This window comes from Bacillus sp. GM2, assembly GCF_056155945.1.
The window spans coordinates 547,965-569,532 of sequence record NZ_JBRKSZ010000008.1; the positions used below are offsets into that span (position 1 = coordinate 547,965).

Consider the following 21,568-nt stretch of genomic DNA (forward strand, 5'->3'; position numbering starts at 1 on the left):
GGCTCGCCCGCTTAACAAGCGGGCAAGTCCTCGGTGTTTATTTCAAGTTTTCTTCAAGGACGTCAAACAGGTCGCCCATTTCTTCCATCTCAAGATCGCCGGCAGAAAAATCACTCGGTGTAAATTCGCGCTCCTCTTTAGCTGTACAATGGTCGATCAATGCCGTTAGGGAAGCTTTGAATCTGTCCATCAGCCCTTGTACGGTCTGTCTGTCATATTCCTCTGTATTGAATGAACATGACAGGATGAATTTTTCCTTGCTGATGATGCCGCTGAAGCTCAGCGCATAGAGTGCTTCAGACCTTTCAGAAACCTGTCTGCCCATATCATAAGAAGAAGGTCCGAAGAAATCGGTCTGCACCTCCCTGTCGATCTGCCCCAGGTAGTTAAAGCGGATGTCAGGCTTGATCGAGAAATCGGCACCGGATTTTTTCCGGTCTGTTAAGTAGCGAAGAATGCCGTAGCCGATTCCTTTGTCAGGAATGCGCCGAATGGTTTCTTTGACGTTTTTAATGGTCTCAGGCAATCCTGCCGCTGCTTCGCTTTTTAAAATAACCGGATATTGTGCGGTAAACCATCCCGCCGTTCTCGAAATATTCATCCCCGGAATGATTTCCTCCCTGCCGTGTCCTTCCATATTGATGCAAATATTGGAGCCGTTCGTCCATTCTCTGATCGTCAGGCTGAGGGCGGAAAGCAGGATGTCGTTGATATCCGTTCCATACGGCTCATGCACTTTCGTCAGCAGCAGACGCGTCTCCGCTTCGCTTAATTCAAACGTAACAGCAGAAGTGTTTTCCGCTTTTCTTTCTGCGGCAGCCCGATCTTTCGGCAGCTCGCAAATGCGCTCTTGTTCAAGGCTGCGCCAATAATCGGCCGTTTTAAGAAAGCGTTCAGTTTGCGCATATGCCTCAAGCTCTTTTGCCCAATCTTTAAACGAATTGGTTTTGTCAGGGAAGACAATGTCATGCTGCTGTGCGGCTTGCGAGTAGCCTGATTCAAAGTCTTCCAGCAGGATCCGCCATGACACGCCGTCGATCACCAAATGGTGAATGACGATCAGCAAATGGTCGCCTTCCGCAGTTTGATACTGTTCAGCTTTTACAAGCGGCCCGTTTTCGAGATCAAGGCTTGCCTGAAGACGGTTTGCCTGGGCGGTGATTTCCGTTTTAATGTCGGTGACATATCGAAGGTCAACCACTCGAAAGGCGAACGAACGGTCGCCCGGCCCGCGGTTATATTGAATGAGGCGGCCGTTTTTCTTTTGATACACCATGCGCAAGGCATCATGATGCTCTGTCAATGCCGCCAATGTCTGTTCGACGAGCTCCGAGTCAAATCCTGAAGGCGCGTGAAGCATAACCGACTGATTCCAGTGATGCTCGTTCGTAAATTTGCGTTCAAAGAACCAGCGCTGAATCGGCGTCAATGTGACTTCCCCTTCGACAGGTCCTTGATCGATCGGTTTAGCATCGGCCCATTCAATATACGAACTGATCTCTCTGATCGTCGGATGCTGAAACAAGTCCTTCATCTCCAGCTTCCACCCGTGCTGCTGAAGCCGGCTTGCCATTTGAATTCCTTTGATCGAGTCTCCGCCGAGCGCGAAGAAATTATCTGTGATTCCGATTCGGTCCAGACCGAGAACATCCTGCCAAATGTCCGCCAACAGCTGTTCCGTTTCGGTGCGCGGCGCTTTGTATTCGGCTGTCTGCGCTTCGACGTCAGGCTGAGGCAGCGCCCTTCGGTCGACTTTTCCGTTCGCCGTAACCGGAAGCTCTTCAAGCTGCACCCAATACGCCGGTACCATATAGTCCGGGAGCGTCTGTGCCAGCTTCCGGGCGAGGCTTTCTGTATCAAGCTGTTGATTCGCAACGACATAGCCGCACAGCGCTTTGTTGCCGCAGGCATCTTCGATGTCGGTGACGACAGCTTCCTGCACTTCAGAGAGGCGCGCGAGCTGGACTTCGATTTCAGAAAGTTCGATCCGGAAGCCGCGGATTTTCACCTGCTGGTCGATTCGGCCGATGTACTCAAGCCGTCCGTCTTCCAGCCATTTGACCGCATCCCCCGTCCGGTACATGCGCTCGCCCGGCATAAACGGGTCTTCCGTAAAACGGTTCGCCGTTTCCTCCGGTTTGTTCAAGTAGCCGCGCGCAAGCCCGCGGCCGGCGATGCACAGCTCACCCGCAACGCCGACAGGCCGGACTTCGTTGTTTTGTCCGAGCACATACGCCCGCGTATTGGCGATCGGCTTTCCGATTGAAAGCATTCCTTCATCAGGGTCAATCACCGCGCTCGTCGCGACGACCGTGTTTTCCGTCGGCCCGTAGTTGTTGACGAGCGTGTAGGAGCGTTTTGCGATCCGCTTCAGCTTGTCTCCGCCCGTAAGCAGCACGCGCAGCGACTGGTTGTCCAGCTCCATGAACTGTTCGCACAGCTGTGTCGGCAGGAACGTGATCGTTATTTTGTTCTCTTCAAAGTATTGATTTAAGCGCGTAATATCCATCCGGATCGCTTCATCGATGATGTGAAGCTCCGCTCCGGCGATCCAGTACGGGAACATCTCCCAGACGGAAGCATCAAAGCCAAAGCCGGCATATTTCGCGCTTTTGTCCTCTTCAGTGACCGCAAATGCATCATTATGCCAATAACACAAATTCACAAGCGACTGGTGTTCGACCATGACGCCTTTCGGCTGGCCGGTCGTGCCCGATGTGTAGATCAAGTAGGCCAGGTTGTTTGGGTGTGTACCTGCCTGCGGGTTCACCTCATCGTCTTTTGTGATTTCTTCGCTCAGCATCGAATCAAGAAGAAGTGTTTCACCGCTGAATTCTTCAGGTGCGGCTAAGTTTGTTTGCATCAAAAGCAGCTCTGCGCCGCTGTCTTTCAGCACGTATCCGATCCGCTCAGCCGGATAGCTAGGATCGATCGGCACATAGGCCGCTCCCGCTTTCAAAATTGCGAGCACGCCAGCGGCCATTTCAAGCGAAGGCTTGACCATGATCCCGATCCGCTGTTCAGGGCGGGCCCCTTTTTCGATCAGCAGCCGGGCCAGACGGTTCGCCCGCGCGTTCAGCTCTTTGTACGTCCACTTCACGCCGTTGTAAACCGCTGCCCCGCGGTCAGGCGTACGGAGGACTTGTGCTTCGAACAGCTCATGGACCGTTTTGTCCTGCGGCACAGCGAGCTTCGTCTCATTCCAATTTTGGACGATCCGCCGTTTTTCCGCTTCATCCAGAAGCGAAATATCTGAAAGGCGGGCATCCGGATTTTCGGCAACCGCTTCGAACAGATTAAGCAAATATCCGCTCCAGCGCTCGATCGTTTGTTTCTTAAACAAATCTGTTGCATATTCGAACTGAAGACCAATTTCATGATCTTTTTCAAAAGCCCCAAGTGTCAGGTCGAACTTGGCAGCGGCATGTGAAATCTCATACGGCTTGATTGTCAGACCGTCTAAATCGAGCGTCTCTTTATCAGGATCTTCCGTTGTCAGCATGACATTGAACAGCGGATTCCGGCTCATATCGCGCGGTAAATCAAGCTTGGCGATTAGCTCTTCAAACGGATAGTCCTGATGGTCGAGGGCTGCGAGGCTGTTGTTTTTGACCTCTTCCAAAAACTCGCTGAATGATGCTTGATCAGGCACATGGTTTTTCAGCGCCAACGAATTGACGAACATTCCCGGCATGTCTTTCAGATCAGCATTCGTTCTGCCCGCTGCCGCTGTACCGACGACAATATCGTTTTGGCCGGATAGACGGCTTAAAAACAGGTTAAAAACGGCGAGCATCACAATATTCAGCGTCGTGTTCGTTTCCGCCGTCAAGCGGCGGATTTTAAGGGCAACGTCTTTTGATGCTTTAAAGTGAACACGGTCCCCGGCAAAGCTTTGGACAGGAGGACGCGGGAAGTCGAGCGGAAGGCTGAGTTCCGGAACGCTTTCCTTAAACTGACGCAGCCAGAAATCTTCCTGTTTCCGAATGTTTTCTTGCTGGTCAGGTTGTTGCTGCCACACCGCATAATCCTTGTAGTGCAGCTTCGGCTCAGGGAGCGAAGCGCCTTTATAAAGCTGTGCGATTTCTTTGACGAAAAGGCTTCTGGAAACGCCGTCCGCAATAATATGATGTGTATCAATCAAAAGCAGATGGCGCGTAGAGCTGATAGAAAGCAGCTCGGCTCTGATCAGCGGAGCGGTGCTAAGATCAAACGGTCTGATAAAGCGGTTGATTTCCGCTTCTGCATCCTCTTCACGAATATGAATAACCTTTAAGTCAATGTCCGCTTTTTCATGGACAATTTGAACGGTACGGCCATCGATTTCAATAAATGCGGTTCGCAATGATTCATGGCGGTTCACCAAGTCGGCGAACACCCGTTTTAAACGATCCGTATCAAGTACACCTTCCATCATGAGGACAGACGGCATGTTGTAGCCCGTTCCGTTCTTTTCAAAATGATGGAGGGCATACATCCGTTGCTGAGCGGATGAAACCGGATACCAGTCGCGTTTTTCGGCAGGCTGAATCGAGCTTTGTTGTGACTGTCCTTCGGATGCTTCAATACTGCGGGCGAGCAAGCCGGCGGTCGAACAATCGAACAACGTTTTTAACGGTACTTTTTTTCCGAGCCTGGATTGGATTTCCGCTGTCAGCATCATTCCTTTTAATGAATGTCCGCCAAGATCGAAGAAATTGTCGTCAAGTCCGACCTTCCGAACGCCAAGCACCTCTTCCCAAATGCCGCAGAGGGCTTTTTCAATTTCGGTTGACGGCGCTCTATACGAATCGCTTCGTCCGTTTAGACTTTGCGGCTCCGGGAGCGCGCTGCGGTCCACTTTTCCGTTTGCCGAAAGCGGCATTTTATCCACTGTTACGAAGTATGACGGGATCATATACGACGGCAGCCGCTCGGAAAGACGCTCTCTCAGTTCGGAAACCGGCAGCTGTCGTTTCGCTTGAATATAAGCGCACAGTTCGTCTAACCCCGAGTCAGTCGTAAAGGAAAGAACGACCGCTCGCTCTATATCATCAAGTCCGATAAAGGCTTCTTCGATTTCTTTCAATTCGATTCTGTAGCCGCGGATTTTCACCTGATCATCCGTCCGCCCCAAAAATTCAATCTCTCCATTCGGAAGACGGCGGACGAGATCCCCTGTCCGGTACATGAATGTGCCCGGTGTGTAAGGATTTTCGATAAACTTCGCAGCCGTGAGTTCCCGGTTGTTCACATATCCTCTCGCAAGCCCGCTTCCCGTTATATACAGCTCGCCTGCTGCTCCGGCGGGAACAAGCCGGCGGGAGGCGTCCAATACCAGTGCCCCGGCGCCCGAAATCGGCCGTCCAATCGTCGGACGCTCGGCGAATTGTCCGATCATGTCCGGCTCGACCGGTTTAGCGATGGCTCCGATCGTCGTTTCCGTCGGACCGTAATGATTGATGAATCTGGTGTTCGGATAGCGGGAATGGAACCGCGCCACATCTTTCGGATTGATTTTTTCTCCCCCTAGTACAATCAATCTCAATGACTGAAGCCCCTTTGCCAAAGCGAAGCTTTGCGGCTGAACGACCGTATGGAAAAGCGACGGCGTCAGCTTAATATATGTGATCCCTTGTTCACCGATATAATGAGTAAATGCCTCCGGTTCTGTATACGTTTCTTTCGGGACGATATGCAGCTCTCCTCCGGCAAGCAGCACCGGGAAAAGGCTCGTGTATCCGAGATCGAACGCATAGGAAGACAAAAGCATCGTTTTATCCGAAGCTGACAGGCGCGCCTCACTGATAAACCAGGAAACGTAGTTTGCCAGATTCCGGTGTTCGAGCTGGACGCCTTTCGGCCGGCCCGTCGTTCCGGATGTGTAGATGATGTACGCCAGACTCGCTCCGTCCGTGGTTGGATGCGGTCGTTTTTTGCTCGCCATCAGCGTGTCTTTTCTGACATCTATCAATCTCCCGTTATACCAATCTGCGAGAGCAGCTTGATGGGAATGTTCTGTTAAGAGCCAGCGGGCTTTGCTGTCTTCCAGCATATATTGAATCCTGCTCGTCGGCATTTCCGGATCAATCGGCAAAAAAGCGCCCCCTGATTTCATTACGCCGAGAATTGCCGCGGCGACCTCTGCAGAACGATCCAGCATAATGCCGACAACGTCGTCTTTTCCGATGCCTTCACTTCGCAGCACATTTGCAATTTGATTTGCTCTTTCATCTAGCCCGCGGTATGTGAGGATTGTTTCCCCGCAGACAACAGCCGGCTGATCAGGCATTTCGGCCGCCTTTTCTTCAAACCGTACATGAAACGGCCGCTCCTCTAGGCGTTCTGCCCGGCTGCGCCTCACTTCTTCCAGGAGAAGTCCGCGCTCTTTGTCTGAAAGCAGTTCGATGTCCCGGAGCTTAATGCCGGGATTTTCGCAGATTGTTTTAATCACATTTAAGAAGTGGCCGCTCCAGCGCCTGATCGTTTCTTCTTTAAATAAGGATACGGCATAGTCAAAGCTCAAACCGATTTCCCCATCATGCTCCACGGCCTCAAGCGACAGATCAAACTTCGCTGTGCGATGGCGCACCGAGTAAGACGAAATCTGCAAATCTCCGAGTTTCAGCGTCGGGATTTCCATGTTCTGCATGTTGAAAAAGACGCTGAACAGCGGATTCCGGCTTGTATCCCGCAGCAATGGCAGTTTTTCAATCAGTTCTTCAAGCGGATAGTCCTGCTTGGCAAAGCCCTGAAGACTTGTCTCTTTGACTTCCTGCAAAAATTCCTTAAACGTTTTTTCCCCTTCGGGACGATTGCGGAGCGCCAGCGTATTGACAAACATGCCCGGAATGTTGTGCAGATCCGGATGGGTTCTGCCGGCCACAGGCGATCCGACGATTAAATCTTCCTGAGACGCATACTTGGACAGCAAAATATTAAACGCGGCCAACAGGAACATATAAAGTGTCGCATCGGCTTCAGAAAGCAGCTTTTGAACGTCTGCCGTCAGTTTTCGATTGATTCCAAAGACGACACGGTCGCCTTCAAAGCTGCGTTTTGAAGGCCGCGGAAAATCGTACGGCAGATCGAGAACAGGCAGCTCGCCTTTGAAAATATCGAGCCAATACTGTTCCTGTTCTTTCAATTTCTCCTGATGCTCCGGCCCGTTTTGCCACACAGCGAAATCCTTATAGTGGAGCTTAGGAGCAGGCGCCTCTTCACCGTGGTAGAAGCTGGCCAGGTCGCGAATCAATATGCCGGTGGAGCTTCCGTCCGTAATAATGTGGTGCATATCGATCATCAGCAGATGGCGCTTTTCTTCAAGCTTTACAAGCTCCGCCCGGACGAGCGGCGCCTTATTCAGCTGAAACGGCCGAATAAATTCTCTGATCGCCGCTTCGGCTTCCGCTTCCTCCGCCACTGATTCCGTCAGATGAAAAACTGCGTCTTGATGGATGGTTTGAACGATTTCTCCATCGATTAATTCGAACGATGTCCGCAATGTTTCATGGCGGCTGATCAAGGCCCGAAACGCGTCTTCCAGACGCTCCTTATCCAATTCGCCTTCCAGAAGCAGAACCGCCGGCACATTGTAGCTCGTGCTTGCTTCTTCGAGCTGATTGAGGATGTACATGCGCCGTTGGGCGGATGACACCGGATAATTCGCACGGGACGGCGCCGGCGCAATCGGAGCGGTTTTCTCTTTCGTTTCCCCTTGAAGAAATTCGGCCAGCTCTCTGATCGTCGGTTTTTCAAACAATACTTTGATCGGCACTTCTTTTTGGAGCTGCTCTTGTATTTTGGCTGTCAGCATCATCGCCTTCAGCGAGTGTCCGCCGATGGAAAAGAAGTTGTCATCGATTCCCGGCTGCTTGATGCCGAGAATCTCTTCCCAGATTGCCGCCAGAATTTTCTCCGTTTCATTTTTCGGCGCTTCGAATCTGTCAGTCTCTTCAGCGATAGGAGCCGGCAGCTGCCGTTTGTCAACCTTTCCGTTGGCTGTCAGCGGCATGCTGTCGAGTTCGATCAAATGAGCCGGAATCATATACTCCGGAAGCGACCGGGACAGCTCTGTCCGCAGCTGTGCGGCCGGCCTCGCGCCAACTGCAGTGTAGTAGGCGCAAATCTCGGTTTCTCCGGTATTGTTTTCCCGAATGACAGCAGCCGCTTCTGAAATTCCCTCAAGGCGGGCCAAAGCCGCTTCAACCTCGCCTAATTCGATCCGGAAGCCGCGAACCTTCACTTGATGATCGATCCGCCCGAGAAATTCGATATTCCCGTCGGGAAGCCATTTTGCCAAGTCGCCCGTGCGGTACATCCGCTTCCCTTCGGCAAAAGGATCGCCGACAAACTTTTCATCTGTCAGCTCAGGCTGGTTCAAGTAGCCGCGGGCCACCCCGTCTCCGCCGACACACAGCTCGCCGGGCACGCCGATCGGCTGAAGCGCGCCGTGTTCATCAACGATATAGGCGGTTGAATTTCCGATCGGCTTTCCAATCGGGATCGTTCTCTCATATGCTTGATCGATGAAAAAACACGTCGAAAATGTTGTATTTTCAGTAGGTCCGTATCCATTCCAAAGCGAGAGTTCCGGCGATTCGCGTTTAACTCTGTTGACGATTCCAGGAACAAGGGCATCTCCGCCGATAATCAGATCATTTAGGGTTGCAAACATTCCCGGATCCTGCTGGGCGAGCTGATTAAAAAGAGGCGAAGTCAGCCACATTGTTGTGATTCCGGTCTCTTCCAGGAACACTCTGAACCGCTTTCCATCAAGGAGCGTCTCTTTCGGGACGGGATAAAGGGTTCCCCCGTTTAGCAGTGCGCCGAACACTTCAAATGTACTGGCGTCAAAGCTGACAGCCCCCGTCTGCGCCATCTTCACGTCGCTCTTCAGCGGGATGTAGCCCGCATTTTTGACAAGGCGGACGATATTGCGGTGTTCGACCATCACGCCCTTCGGCTTGCCCGTCGATCCGGATGTATAAATGTAATAGGCAAGATCTCCGGGTTTGTTGGCATGTACAAGGTTGGCGGCATCTTCTTTTTCTGCATCCACCGCATTTGCGGCGAGTACCTCATACCCTTCCAGCGAAATCTGCGTACTGTCTTTTGTAAGGACGATCTTTGCTCCGCTGTCTTCGAGCAAAAAGCGAATCCGCTCTTCAGGATATCCGGGATCGATCGGTACGTACACGCCTCCTGCTTTCAGTACCGCCAGCATGCTGACGGCTGCTTCAAGCGACCGCTCCATCATAATGGCGGCGGCATTTCCGTGCATCAAGCCTCTTGCTTTCAGCCTTCTCGCGAGCTGATTGGCTTTCTCATTCAGCCTGCGGTAAGTCAGGCTTCTTCCGTCAGCGGCAACAGCCGTTTTGTCAGGAGACGCTTCAACCTGTTCTTCAAACAGCTCCGGAATCGTCTTTTCTCTTGGATAACCGGTTTTCGTTCGATTAAAAGCGAGCAGCGTTTGTTGCTCCTGTTTTGATAACATGTCGGCGCTGCCTGCTTTTGATTCGGGATTTGCAATCGCCTCTTCTGCAAGTCTCGTTAAATGCCCTGCGGCCTGCTCAATGAAAGCCGCGTCAAAAGCTTCGCCGTTGTATTTCAATTTGATCGTCCACTCCGCTCCCGGATAAACGATCAAATTAAAGTCGTAATTCGTTTGTTCAAAAGCTCCGGCAGCCTTGATGGAAAAGCCGAGCCGCTCATGGATCGTTCCGCTTTCCAGCTCTTTATCAAGCGGATAGTTCTCAAACGCGACAAGGTGGCTGATCAAGCGGCCGGCCAATGCCGATTGCTTCTGAATCTCATATAGCGGGACATAGTCGTACCGTTCCGCGTCAATTGCATGCTGCTGTGCTTGTTTAAACAGCTCTGCAAACGATGCGTTTTTATCGATCTTTAAACGGACGGGGATCGTGTTGATGAACAGCCCTGTCATATGTTCGATTCCGTCAATTTCCGACGGGCGCCCGGACACCACTGTGCCGAACACCACATCATCTGTTCTGTTATATTTGGCAAGCACTGTTCCCCAAATCGCCTGAAAAAGATTGGGAGCTGTGACATGATAGCGGTTTGCCGCCTTTTGAAGAGCATCCACCATGTCTTTGTCCCAAACAAACGTGAACTCCTCGTTCCGGTACGATCCTGAATCCGGCCGCGTTTTTCCGCCGGGAATGACGCTCGGGCTTTCTAAACCCGAAAGGCGGTGTTCCCAGTAGGATGCCGCTTCATCCTTATCCTGCCGGCCGAGCCATTTAATATAGTCCGCATACGGTTTTCCCTGATCAAGCGGAACCGTCCGGTTTGCTCGAAACGCTTCATAGTTTTGAAAAAGGCGTTTCATCAATATCCCCATGCTCCAGCCGTCCATCACGATATGATGGTTGCTCCAGACGAGATGGTATTTTTTCCGGTCAAGCCGAAAGACCGCCGTTTTAAACAGCATGTCTTTCGCCAAATTAAACCCGGCCGCCTGTACCTCTTGTTTATACCGGTCAATGCGGGTTTTTTGCCTTTCCTCATCCAAGTCCGCAAGATCCTCAAATTCCACTATTGCCTGCCGTTCAGCCAGGACAACCTGGCGCGGTTTTTGCAATTGCTGATGAACAAAAACCGTTCTGAGAATATCGTATGAACGCACGAGCTGATTCACGCTTTTTTCAAAGATCCCCAAATCAAATTCCCCGTCTATGACAAGCTCCAGCTGTGTGAAGTAAGAGGAAGATTCCGGATCAAGCATTGCGTGGTACAGCATTCCTTCCTGCATCGGTGTCAAAGGATACACCTTTTGAATCTTTTGTTTCCCCATAAGGCACCTCGTTTTTTTGTTAGAAAATTTCCATCAGTTTATCTAATTCTTCAAGCGTTAGTTCGTCATCTCCAAGATCGCTCGGGGTCAGTTCGCCTCCATCCAGCTCTAAGCAATGATCGATCAATTGCAGCAAATAAGTTTTAAAGCTTGCGGCGACAGCGGCGACGGTGCTTTCTTTGTATTCGAGTGAATGATAGGCAATTGACATTGTCAAAATGCCGTTTTCGATATAGCCGACGATGTCTAGCGCATTCGGTTTTTCCGTTTCCGGGCTGAGCGGATCGCCGGACGGCAAAGCTGATCTCGTGAACAGACCCGAATCCGCCATCTCTGCAAACTGGCCCAAATAGTTAAAGCTGATATCATGCTTGATCGGCTGCGCCTTTTTGCCTTCTTCGGTCAAATAGCGATAAATGCCATAGCCGATTCCTTTATTCGGAATGTGGCGCAACTCTTCTTTGATCTGTTTGATTTGATAGCCGATATCTTCGGAATGGCGCAGTTGAATCAGCGCCGGGAACTGGCTTGTAAACCAGCCGACCGTCCGGGAAATATTCAAGCCTTCCATGATGTCCTCCCGGCCGTGTCCCTCCAAGCAGATGATAAAGTCTTCCTGCCCGGTCCACTCTTTCAGCGCCAAGCCCAACGCCGTAAGCAAAATGTCGTTCATTTCCGTGTTATATGCTTCATGAACTTTTGTCATCAACTGTTCTGTTTCTTCTTTCGAGAGAGAAAACTCAGCCGTTTTCGTATGGTGCATCCGTTTGTCCTCTGCTTCATCATCTTTAGGGAGCGATGCCGTCTCCGCCTTCTCGACTTCCTGCCAATAGCCGATTTCTTTCGCGAAAGCTTTTGACCTTGCGTATTCTTTCAGGCGAGCCGCATATTCAGCAAAAGAGTGCGTCTTTTCTTGAAGAATGATCGGCTCCCCTTTTTCAGCTTGGGCGTACCCGGCGGCGAAATCCTCAAGGAGGATTCTCCATGAAATTCCGTCCACAACGAGATGATGAATGACGATGAGAAGATGATCGCCTTGATCCGTCTCAAAGATCGCCGCTTTCAAAAGCGGGCCTTCGGTTAAATTGATACTGCTTTGAATCCGGTTTGATTCCTTTAACACGGCAGCTTCAAGTTCAGCACCCGATTCATTGAAGCGGATGACTTCAGGACGAACCGCTGTTTCTTCCAGCCCTCTGTTGTACTGAACAATCCCGTCTCCATTTCGCTGATAAACCATGCGAAGTGCATCATGGTGTTCGATCATCTTGGTTAAAGCCTTGCCTGCCGCTTCCGGGTCAAACCCTGAAGGGGCGTGAAGCATAACTGATTGGTTCCAATGATGCTCGTTCGTAAATTTGCGCTCAAAGAACCAGCGCTGGATCGGCGTCAGTGTGACTTCGCCTTCGACAGGGTTCTGATCGATCGGCTGATCGTCAGCCGCTTGAACATAAGCACTGAGCTCCCCGATCGTCGGGTGCTGAAACAAGTCCTTCATCTCCAGCTTCCAACCGTGCTGCTGAAGGCGGCTTGCCATTTGAATTCCTTTGATCGAGTCCCCGCCGAGCGCGAAGAAATTGTCCGTGACTCCGATTCGGTCTATGCCGAGAACATCCTGCCAAATGTCCGCCAACAGCTGTTCCGTTTCTGTGCGCGGCGCTTTGTATTCGGCTGTCTGCGCTTCGACGTCAGGCTGAGGCAGCGCCCTTCGGTCGACTTTTCCGTTCGCCGTAACCGGAAGCTCATCAAGCTGCACCCAATACGCCGGTACCATGTAGTCCGGAAGCGTCTGCCCCAGCTTACGGGCGAGGCTTTCTGTATCAAGCTGTTCGTCCGCAACGACATAGCCGCACAGCGCTTTGTTGCCGTAGGCGTCTTCGATGTCGGTGACGACTGCTTCCTGAACTTCAGAGAGCCGCGCGAGCTGGACTTCAATTTCAGAAAGCTCGATCCGGAAGCCGCGGATTTTCACCTGCTGGTCGATCCGGCCGATGTACTCAAGCCGCCCGTCTTCCAGCCATTTGACCGCATCCCCTGTCCGGTACATGCGCTCGCCCGGCACAAACGGGTCTTCCGTAAAACGCTTCGCCGTTTCCTCCGGCTTGTTCAGATAGCCGCGCGCAAGCCCGCGGCCGGCGATGCACAGCTCGCCAGCGACGCCGACAGGCTGAACTTCGTTGTTTTGTCCAAGCACATACGCCCGCGTATTGGCAATCGGCTTTCCGATCGAAAGCATGCCTTCATCAGGATCGATTGCTGTGCTCGTCGCAACGACTGTGTTTTCCGTCGGCCCATAGTTGTTGACGAGCGTGTAGTTCCGTTTTTCGATCCGCTTCAGCTTGTCTCCGCCCGTAAGCAGCACGCGCAGCGACTGGTTGTCGAGCTCCATGAACTGTTCGCACAGCTGTGTCGGCAGGAACGTGATCGTTATTCCGTTCTCTTCGAAATATTCATTCAAACGCGTAATGTCCATCCGGATCGCTTCATCAATGATATGAAGCTCCGCTCCGGCGATCCAGTACGGGAACATCTCCCAGACGGAAGCGTCAAAGCCGAAGCCGGCATATTTCGCGCTTTTGTCCTGTTCGGTGACCGTGAATGCATCGTTATGCCAATAGCACAAGTTCACGAGCGATTGATGTTCGACCATGACGCCTTTCGGCTGGCCTGTCGTGCCCGATGTGTAAATCAAGTATGCCAGGTTGTTTGGCTGTGTACCTGCCTGCGGGTTCACTTCATCATCATTTGTGATTTCTTCGCTCAGCATCGAATCGAGAAGAAGCGTTTCACCGCTGAATTCTTCAGGTACGGCTAAGTTTGTTTGCGTCAGAAGCAGTTCTGCACCGCTGTCTTTCAGTACGTATCCGATCCGCTCGGCCGGATAGCCGGGATCGATCGGTACATAGGCCGCTCCCGCTTTCAAAATCGCAAGTACGCCGGCCGCCATTTCCAGCGAAGGCTTCACCATGATTCCGACCCGCTGCTCAGGACCGGCTCCTTTTTCAATCAGCAGGCGGGCCAGACGGTTGGCGCGCGCGTTCAGCTCTTTGTACGTCCACTTCACGCCGTTGTACACCGCTGCCCCGCGGTCAGGCGTGCGGAGGACTTGCGCTTCGAACAGCTCATGGACCGTTTTGTCCTGCGGCACAGCGAGCTTCGTCTCATTCCACTTTTGGACGATCCGCCGTTTTTCCGCTTCATCCAGAAGCGAAAGGTCTGAAAGGCTTGCATCCGGGGTTTCGGCAACCGCTTCGAGCAGGTTGACCCAGTACCCGCTCCAGCGTTTGATCGATTCGCGCTTAAAGAGAGCTGTATTGTATTCCATTTCAAAAACGAGAAGTCCGTCTTCTTCCGCCGCTGTCAACGTCAGATCAAATTTCGCAGTCTGATGGGCAAAATCATACGGTTTAAGTGTGACTCCTTCCATTGACAAGTCTTTCAAATCGGCATTTTGCATTGAAAAGACGGCATCAAATAACGGGTTTCGGCTCATGTCGCGCTGGATGTTCAGCTTCTCGATCAGTTCTTCAAACGGGTAATCTTGATGCTCAAATGCGCCGAGCGTCGTTTCTTTTACTTCCTCAAGGAATGCAGAAAACGGCTTGTCTCCTTCAGGACGCGTTCTTATCGCAAGCGTATTGACAAACATGCCGATGATACGGCTCAAATCTGCATGCGGCCGCCCGGCAGCCGGAGAGCCGAAAATGACCTCGCTCTGTCCGCTCAGTTTCGATAAAAACGTACTGTATGAGGCAGCGAGCACCATGTATAAAGTGCTTTCCGTTTCCTTGGCCAGTCTTCTGAGCTGCTGGACAAGCTCCGGTTTCAGAGAAAAGCTGATACGGCTTCCTTCAAACGTTTGAACAGAAGGACGCGGATAGTCTGTCGGGAGCGTCAAAACAGGCAGTTCGCCGTCAAGCTCCTTGAGCCAGTATTCCTCCTGCATTTGGTGCCGTTCAGTGAGCAAGTGCTGCTGCCATACAGCATAGTCTTTATACTGAATCCTCAGCGGTTCAAGCGCCTCTCCCGCATAAAGCCTTGTCATCTCATCGATCAGCACGCTGACGGAAGCGCCGTCGGAAATGATATGATGCATATCGACAAGCAAAAGATGTTTTTCTTCCGTGACACGTATGATGCTCATTCTAAATAACGGAGCCTTTGTTAAATCAAACCGCCTGATGAACTCTTTAATCAGCTTTTCCGCTTCTTGTTCATCTGCATCGATGACATCAATGGTCAATTCCGCAGCTTCCCAAATCCGCTGAACAGGTTCGCCGTTCCTGATTTCAAACGTCGTGCGGAACGCTTCATGGCGCTTGATCAGCATTTGCGCGGCAGACTCCAGGCGCTTCAGGTCAAGCTTTCCTTCAAGTTGGAGAACGGCCGGCATGTTATAGCTTTTCTCAGCGCCTTCAATCTGCTGAAGAACGTACAGCCGTTTTTGCGCCGACGAAACGGGGTACGTTTCCCGGTCCGGCGCCGCTTCAATATAAACGGCAGATTTTTTCTCAGATTTTGCCGCCGCCTGGGCCAGGCTTTCGATTGTCGGCGCCTGGAACAAGTCTTTCAGCTGCAGGTCAACATTCATCTCTTGCTGGATGCGGGCGATGAGCGTCATTCCGAGTAAAGAGTGTCCGCCGAGTTCAAAAAAATTGTCATGCACACCGATTTTCGGTACATTGAGCACCTCCTGCCAAAGATCGGCAAGCTGCGCTTCTGTGCCGCTCCTTGGCGCCGTATATTCCTTTTGCGCGGCCTGCGCGATATCCGGTTCAGGCAGCGCCCTTCTGTCGATCTTTCCATTGCCTGTGAGCGGAAGCTCATCAAGCTGCATAAACACAGACGGGATCATATAGCCTGGCAGACCTTCTGCCGCATGTCGGCGAAGCTCTTGGCTCGAAAGCTCCTGATCAGCCGTAAAGTATGCACAGATCATTTGATCTCCCGCCCCGGTGTCAACAGCAAGAACAGCGGCTTCCTGAACCATGTCATGCGTTAGGAGATGATGCTCGATTTCGCCCAGCTCGATTCTCTGTCCGCGAATTTTGACCTGATGATCAATCCGACCGATAAATTCGAGGCATCCGTCGGCAAGCCATCTCGCCATATCACCCGTCCGGTAAATCTTTTCGCCGGTTTTGAACGGATGCGCCGTAAACTTTTCAGCCGTCAGTTCAGGGCGGTTAAAATAGCCGCGGACAAGGCCGTCTCCGCCGACGCATAATTCTCCCGCAACCCCTGCCGGCTGTACATTGCCGAATGAATCAAGAATCAGAACCTCCGTATTGCTGACAGGCTTTCCGATCGGTATAGCCTGCGCATCGTCCGGCACTTCATTGACTGGATGGTAGGTTGTAAAGACCGTGCTCTCAGACGGACCGTACATATGAAGCAGCCGCCCTCTGCCAACTGTCTTCAGGGCTCTTCTGACATGATCGACAGATGCACGTTCGCCGCCGAACAGAACCCTGCGGAGTCCCTTCAAACTGTCCGGCCGCATGTCTGTCAGCAGATTGAATAATGCGGTCGTGATCATTAAAATCGTAATCTTTTCTTTTTCCAGTACATGTGCGAGCCGGCTCATATCAAGAATCGTGTCTTTTGGAGCTATCACCAGCTTGGCGCCGTTCAGCAATGAACCGAACACATCAAACATAAAGGCGTCGAACACATAATTTGAAATCGAAAGAACGATATCGGATTCCATCACTTCCAAGTAATTCGCGTTTTTTACAGTACGCAAAATATTCCGGTGAGAGACCATATTGCCCTTCGGCGTCCCTGTCGTTCCAGATGTGTACGTTAGATTTGCCATTGCTTCCGGAGAAATCGGAAGGCGCAAATCAGACGCATCTCCCATATAAAGGTTTTCATCCTCAACAAATAGGATGTCGCCGCCAAATTCCGCCGCCTCAGCGAGCGGCTTCATCGCCTTTTGCGTTAAAAGAACCGCCGCTCCGCTGTCCTTGAAGAAATGTTGCACACGCTTTTCCGGATGATCGGGATCGATCGGCACATAAGCCCCGCCGGCTTTCAGCACAGCGAGAATGCCGATGACCATTTCAGCCGACCTGGCCGTAAGAATGGCCGCCGTCGTGCCGGCTTGCACGCCACTTTTGCGGAGGCGCCTTGCCAATTGGTTCGCTTTCCGATTGAGCTCATCATATGACCATACTTTGTCTTCAAATTGCAGGGCGGGATAACCGCCTCTTTCTGCAGCCTGTTCCTCGAATAGCTGAACGATCGTTTTCTCCCGCGGATAATCGCTTGCCGCGGGGTTGAACGCGACGAGCTGGCGATTCGTTTCTTCTTCTGTCAAAAGGCTGTACTCGCCGATCCTGAGCATCGGATCAGCCGCCATGTCCTCCAGAAGGTTCAAGTATGCTTTCAGCATCCTTTCAGCCGTATCTTTTTTAAACAGCTTCGTGCTGTAATCCAAATCGAGAATCAATTCTCCATGCTCTTCTTTTGCCTGCAGCGTCAAGTCGAATTTTGCAATATTGAAGTTCGTTTCATAAATCGAGAGGTGCAAATCGCCGAGCAGCGGAATGTCTTCCCATGCATTCTGCAAAATAAACATCGTGTCAAAGATGGGATGACGGCTTAAATCGCGCGATGCGCCAAACTTCTCCGCAAGCCGCTCAAACGGATAATCCTGATGCTCAAAAGCATCGATTACCGTTTTCTTTACATCATTCAGGAAGTCTGCGAACGTTCTGCCCGGGTCCACTTTTGAACGGATCGCCAGCGTATTGACAAACATGCCGATGATTCCTTCCAGATCGGAATGTCTGCGGCCGGCCGCCGGCGTCCCGACGATCACATCTTCCTGCCCGGAGTACTTTGCAAGAAGCATGTTGTACGCAGACAGCATGACCATGTACAATGTCGCGCCGTTTTGCTCTGCCAGCACGGCTAATTTTTCTTTCAGGTCTTTTGGCAGGACTGCGGATACCCTGTCTCCTTCAAAGCTTTGAACAGGCGGCCTCGGCTCGTCCGTCATCAGCTGCAGTACGGGAAGCTCGCCGGCAAACATGCTTTTCCAATAGGCCTCTTCTTTTTGAAAGCCTTCTTGTGCCTGCGCCCTTTGCCAGAAGGCATAATCTTTGTAATGCAAACGCAGCTCCGGCAATTCCTCCCCGTTATACAGCGCGGCCAGTTCATTCAATATGATCGAAATCGACACGCCGTCAGATACGAGATGATGCATATCGAACAACAGCAGATGTCTGCCGTCTGCAAGGCTGACGAGACCCGCTCTCATCAGCGGAGCTTTGGCGAGATCAAAGCGGCGGACAAATGATTTCGCGATTTGTTCGATCTGCTTGCCTTCCGCCTTAACCTTCTCAATCTTGAACTGAACCCTTTGATGAACGGTCTGCCTCGGCTCGCCATCCACAACTGTAAACGAAGTACGCAGCGCCTCATGCCTATCAATCAGTTTTTGAAAAGCAGCTTCAAGGCGCCCAGAGTCAAGAGTGCCTTCAAGCATCGCCGCGGCCGGCATATTGTAGCCGACTCCGGCACCCTCCAGCTGGCTGACGATATAGATTCGCTGCTGCGCCAATGAAAGAGGATAATCGTCACTTTCCGGCGCCGGTTCAATTACCGCGAATCCGTCTTTCTCGGCTTCAGAAACAAAGCCGCTCAGCGCCGCTACTGTCGGCTTTTCAAATAGGACTTGCAACGGAACTTCGACTCCGAAAGCTTTATGAATTTTTGCCAGCATGGTCATCGCTTTGAGAGAGTGGCCGCCCAGATCAAAAAACTGGTCGTGGATTCCGACTTGTTCAGCTCCGAGCACTTCCTGCCATATACCCACCATTTTTTCTTCACATTCATTTCTCGGCGCCGCATATTCTGCAGTCCCGCTGACAGACACCTCATGGCGAAGCAGCGCTTTCCGGTCGACTTTTCCGCTTGCCGTCAGCGGTATTTCATTAAGCTCGACAAAGCAGGAAGGGATCATATAATCAGGCAGGTGTTTGGATAAGTGCTCCCTCAGTCCCTGAATGTGAATCTTTCCGCCTTGTTTCGGAACGACATAAGCGCAAACCTCAAGGCTGCCGCCGGTTTCATGCCGCGCGAGGACAACTGCTTTTTCGACAGCAGGGGCTCCTTGCAGCACCGACTCTATCTCGCCAAGCTCGATCCGGAAGCCGCGGATTTTCACTTGATCGTCTCTTCGGCCGATAAAATCAACTGTACCGTCAGGAAGCCAACGTGCAGTATCCCCTGTTCGATACATGAGACCTCCGGATACAAACGGGTCTTTCAAGAACCTGTCTCTGGTCATGTCAGGCAAGTTCAAATAGCCTCGCCCGACTCCGTCTCCTGCAATATACAATTCCCCTTCGACGCCATCAGGAAGGAGTGCGCCGTTTTCATCCAAAATATAAAAACGGTTATTTCCTATCGGCCGGCCAATCGGTACATAGGCCGTATCGTATTGAAGATCTGTGCGGTTTGTAATCGTAAAAGAAGAGGCATCCACACAAGTTTCCGTCGGTCCGTAAACATTCGTAACAGCAGGCACGGATTCAGCTGTTTCTGCAAATAACTGAAGCAGCCTTTCCGTCGCAACCCTTGATAAAGCCTCTCCTCCAACAAGCATATGCCTCAGTTTGACGCCTGAAAGATCATCAGCCGCAGCCAAAAGCTGCAAATGTGCCGGTGTACCGTCTGTCACATCGATTTGATGCCGGCGGTAATAATCCGATAAAGCGCGTCCGTCGGAAACCGTCTTTTTCGGTACGATGTACAACGTTTGCCCGAGCAATAGAGACGTAAAAATCTGCTGAACGGAAGCATCAAAATGAAATGGAGCCAGAAGCGCCAGTTTCAAATCATCCTGATCGTATGTACCAACGGCCTGTTGAAGTCCTCTGACAAGGTGGTGGACCTGCCTGTGTTCAATCATGACGCCTTTTGGACGGCCCGTTGTACCGGAAGTATAAATGATGTATGCAAGGTGCCCGGCGCCTGCCGCTGAAGACGGATAGCCGTTTTCCCGCGATTCAGAAAGCGCTTCGCTGAACTGCACCGTTTCAGCCGTTTCAAAAGTCAGCCCGCTGTCTGTGATAACCGCTTTCGCCTTTGAATCCTCCAGCATAAAACGGATTCTTTCTTCCGGAAATCCAGGATCGATCGGTACATAAGCTCCGCCGGCTTTCAAAACGCCCAGCATCGCCGTGATGACCAGCTCTGACCGCTCCATCACTATCGCAGCCGGAGCATCAGGCCCGATGCCTCTTCTCCGAAGCGCCATTGCCAAGCGGCTCGATTGTTCATTCAACTCCCGGTACGAAAGTTTTTGTCCTTCATATACAACCGCTGTTTTTTCGGGATGATCGGCTGCTTTTTGTTCAAATAAACCGTGCAGGGTCATGTTCTTGTCATATGCAATGGTTTGGCTTGATGCACGCTTTAACAGCCGCTCTTTTTCAAAAGCGGGAACAATCTCCAGTTCAGCGATTGTTTTTTGCGGAGACAGCAGGGCATCTTCAAGCAGCGTCATCAGCCGTTCATATAACACGGCCATTTCTTCCGAAGTAAAAAGCTCCTCCCTGTAATCAAAATCAATCGCAAGCGTCCCGGTATCCCATCTCTCTTTCACATGAATGGAAATATCGTTTACTTCACTGCCGCTGAAAATCGGCTCGGTAAGAAACGACACCGTTTCTTTTTGCTGCCATTGCATAACCTGATATTCCAGTGAGACGGCGAACAATTTGCTGACATGCGGCTGTCTTTCCCGCAAATCATTAATCAGCAGATTGTACGGATACTTTTGATGCCGAATGATTTTCAGCTGGTCCTTCATTCTTTCCTGCACAAATGCACTAAAGTCTTGGTGTACTTCAATGGAGGCTTTCATCGGAATCGTCGACACAAACATCCCGAGCATCTGTTTTTCTTTTGCATTTGTCCGGTTACCCATAAATGTTCCGAGAACGACGTCTTTTTGTCCGGTTACCCGGTGCATATAGATGTGCAGAATGGATAGGAACAGGGAGAGTACACTGATGTTGTGTTCATTACAATACGTTTGAATTTTTTTATACAGGTCAGGGGAAATCTCTTTTGAAAAGCGGGCTGCATCCAATTGGATCTGATACGTATCGCTCGCTTTTAACGATACGGGCTCCGGAATCGCTTCATATTGTGCGTTCCAATATGCTTTATCCTTCTGGAAACGCTTCGAATTTTCATACTCCAATTCGCTCTGGATATGTTCCGTAAATGATGACTGTACAGGTTCAAGGTCGGTTTCCCCTTTGGCAAGCTTCAAATAAATATCTGTAATCCGGTTGCCTAGGATCGTCATAGAAATGCCGTCGGAAATGATATGATGAACTTTTGCAAAAAACCAGCTTTCTTCTTCACTAATGCGAACAACGGCAAATTTAAACAGCGGACTGTCATACAAAGGCAGGGGCCGGCGCGCCTCAGCTTGTCCCCATTTAAGAACGCCGTCTGCTCCTCCGCTTTCTGAAGCATCAAAATATTCAATTTGGAAAGGTTCGTCTTCCGCTATATACTGCTTCGGCTCATCCTCTCCTTCAAACATCAGCCTGAATCGCATCGTGTCATTCGTACGAACAAACTTGCGAATCGCTTCAGTCAATAACCCGGAATCGATTCCGGATGCAGATTTTAATTTTCCAAAGCCGCTCAAATTTGAAACACTTGTACCGGGATAGAACTTTTCCGTGTACCAAATTCGCCTTTGAGCATGTGTCAGCGGGTAAAATGTGTTTCCCATTC

At 51.2% G+C, this 21,568-nt stretch carries 2 protein-coding genes; both read right to left on the reverse strand.

The genetic code is table 11. The features are described from left to right. Window positions 1-37: 37 nt before the first annotated feature. Entirely contained in the window at window positions 38-10,798 is a 10,761-nt protein-coding gene (licB, locus tag ACVC9U_RS17515) for a lichenysin non-ribosomal peptide synthetase LicB (protein WP_441391347.1), read from the reverse strand. A 19-nt stretch (window positions 10,799-10,817) separates the two neighbouring features. Continuing rightward, window positions 10,818-21,566: a lichenysin non-ribosomal peptide synthetase LicA gene (gene licA, locus ACVC9U_RS17520; protein WP_441391348.1), complete on the reverse strand. Its 10,749-nt coding sequence runs from the start codon at window positions 21,564-21,566 to the stop codon at window positions 10,818-10,820. Between the last annotated feature and the right edge of the window lie 2 nt (window positions 21,567-21,568).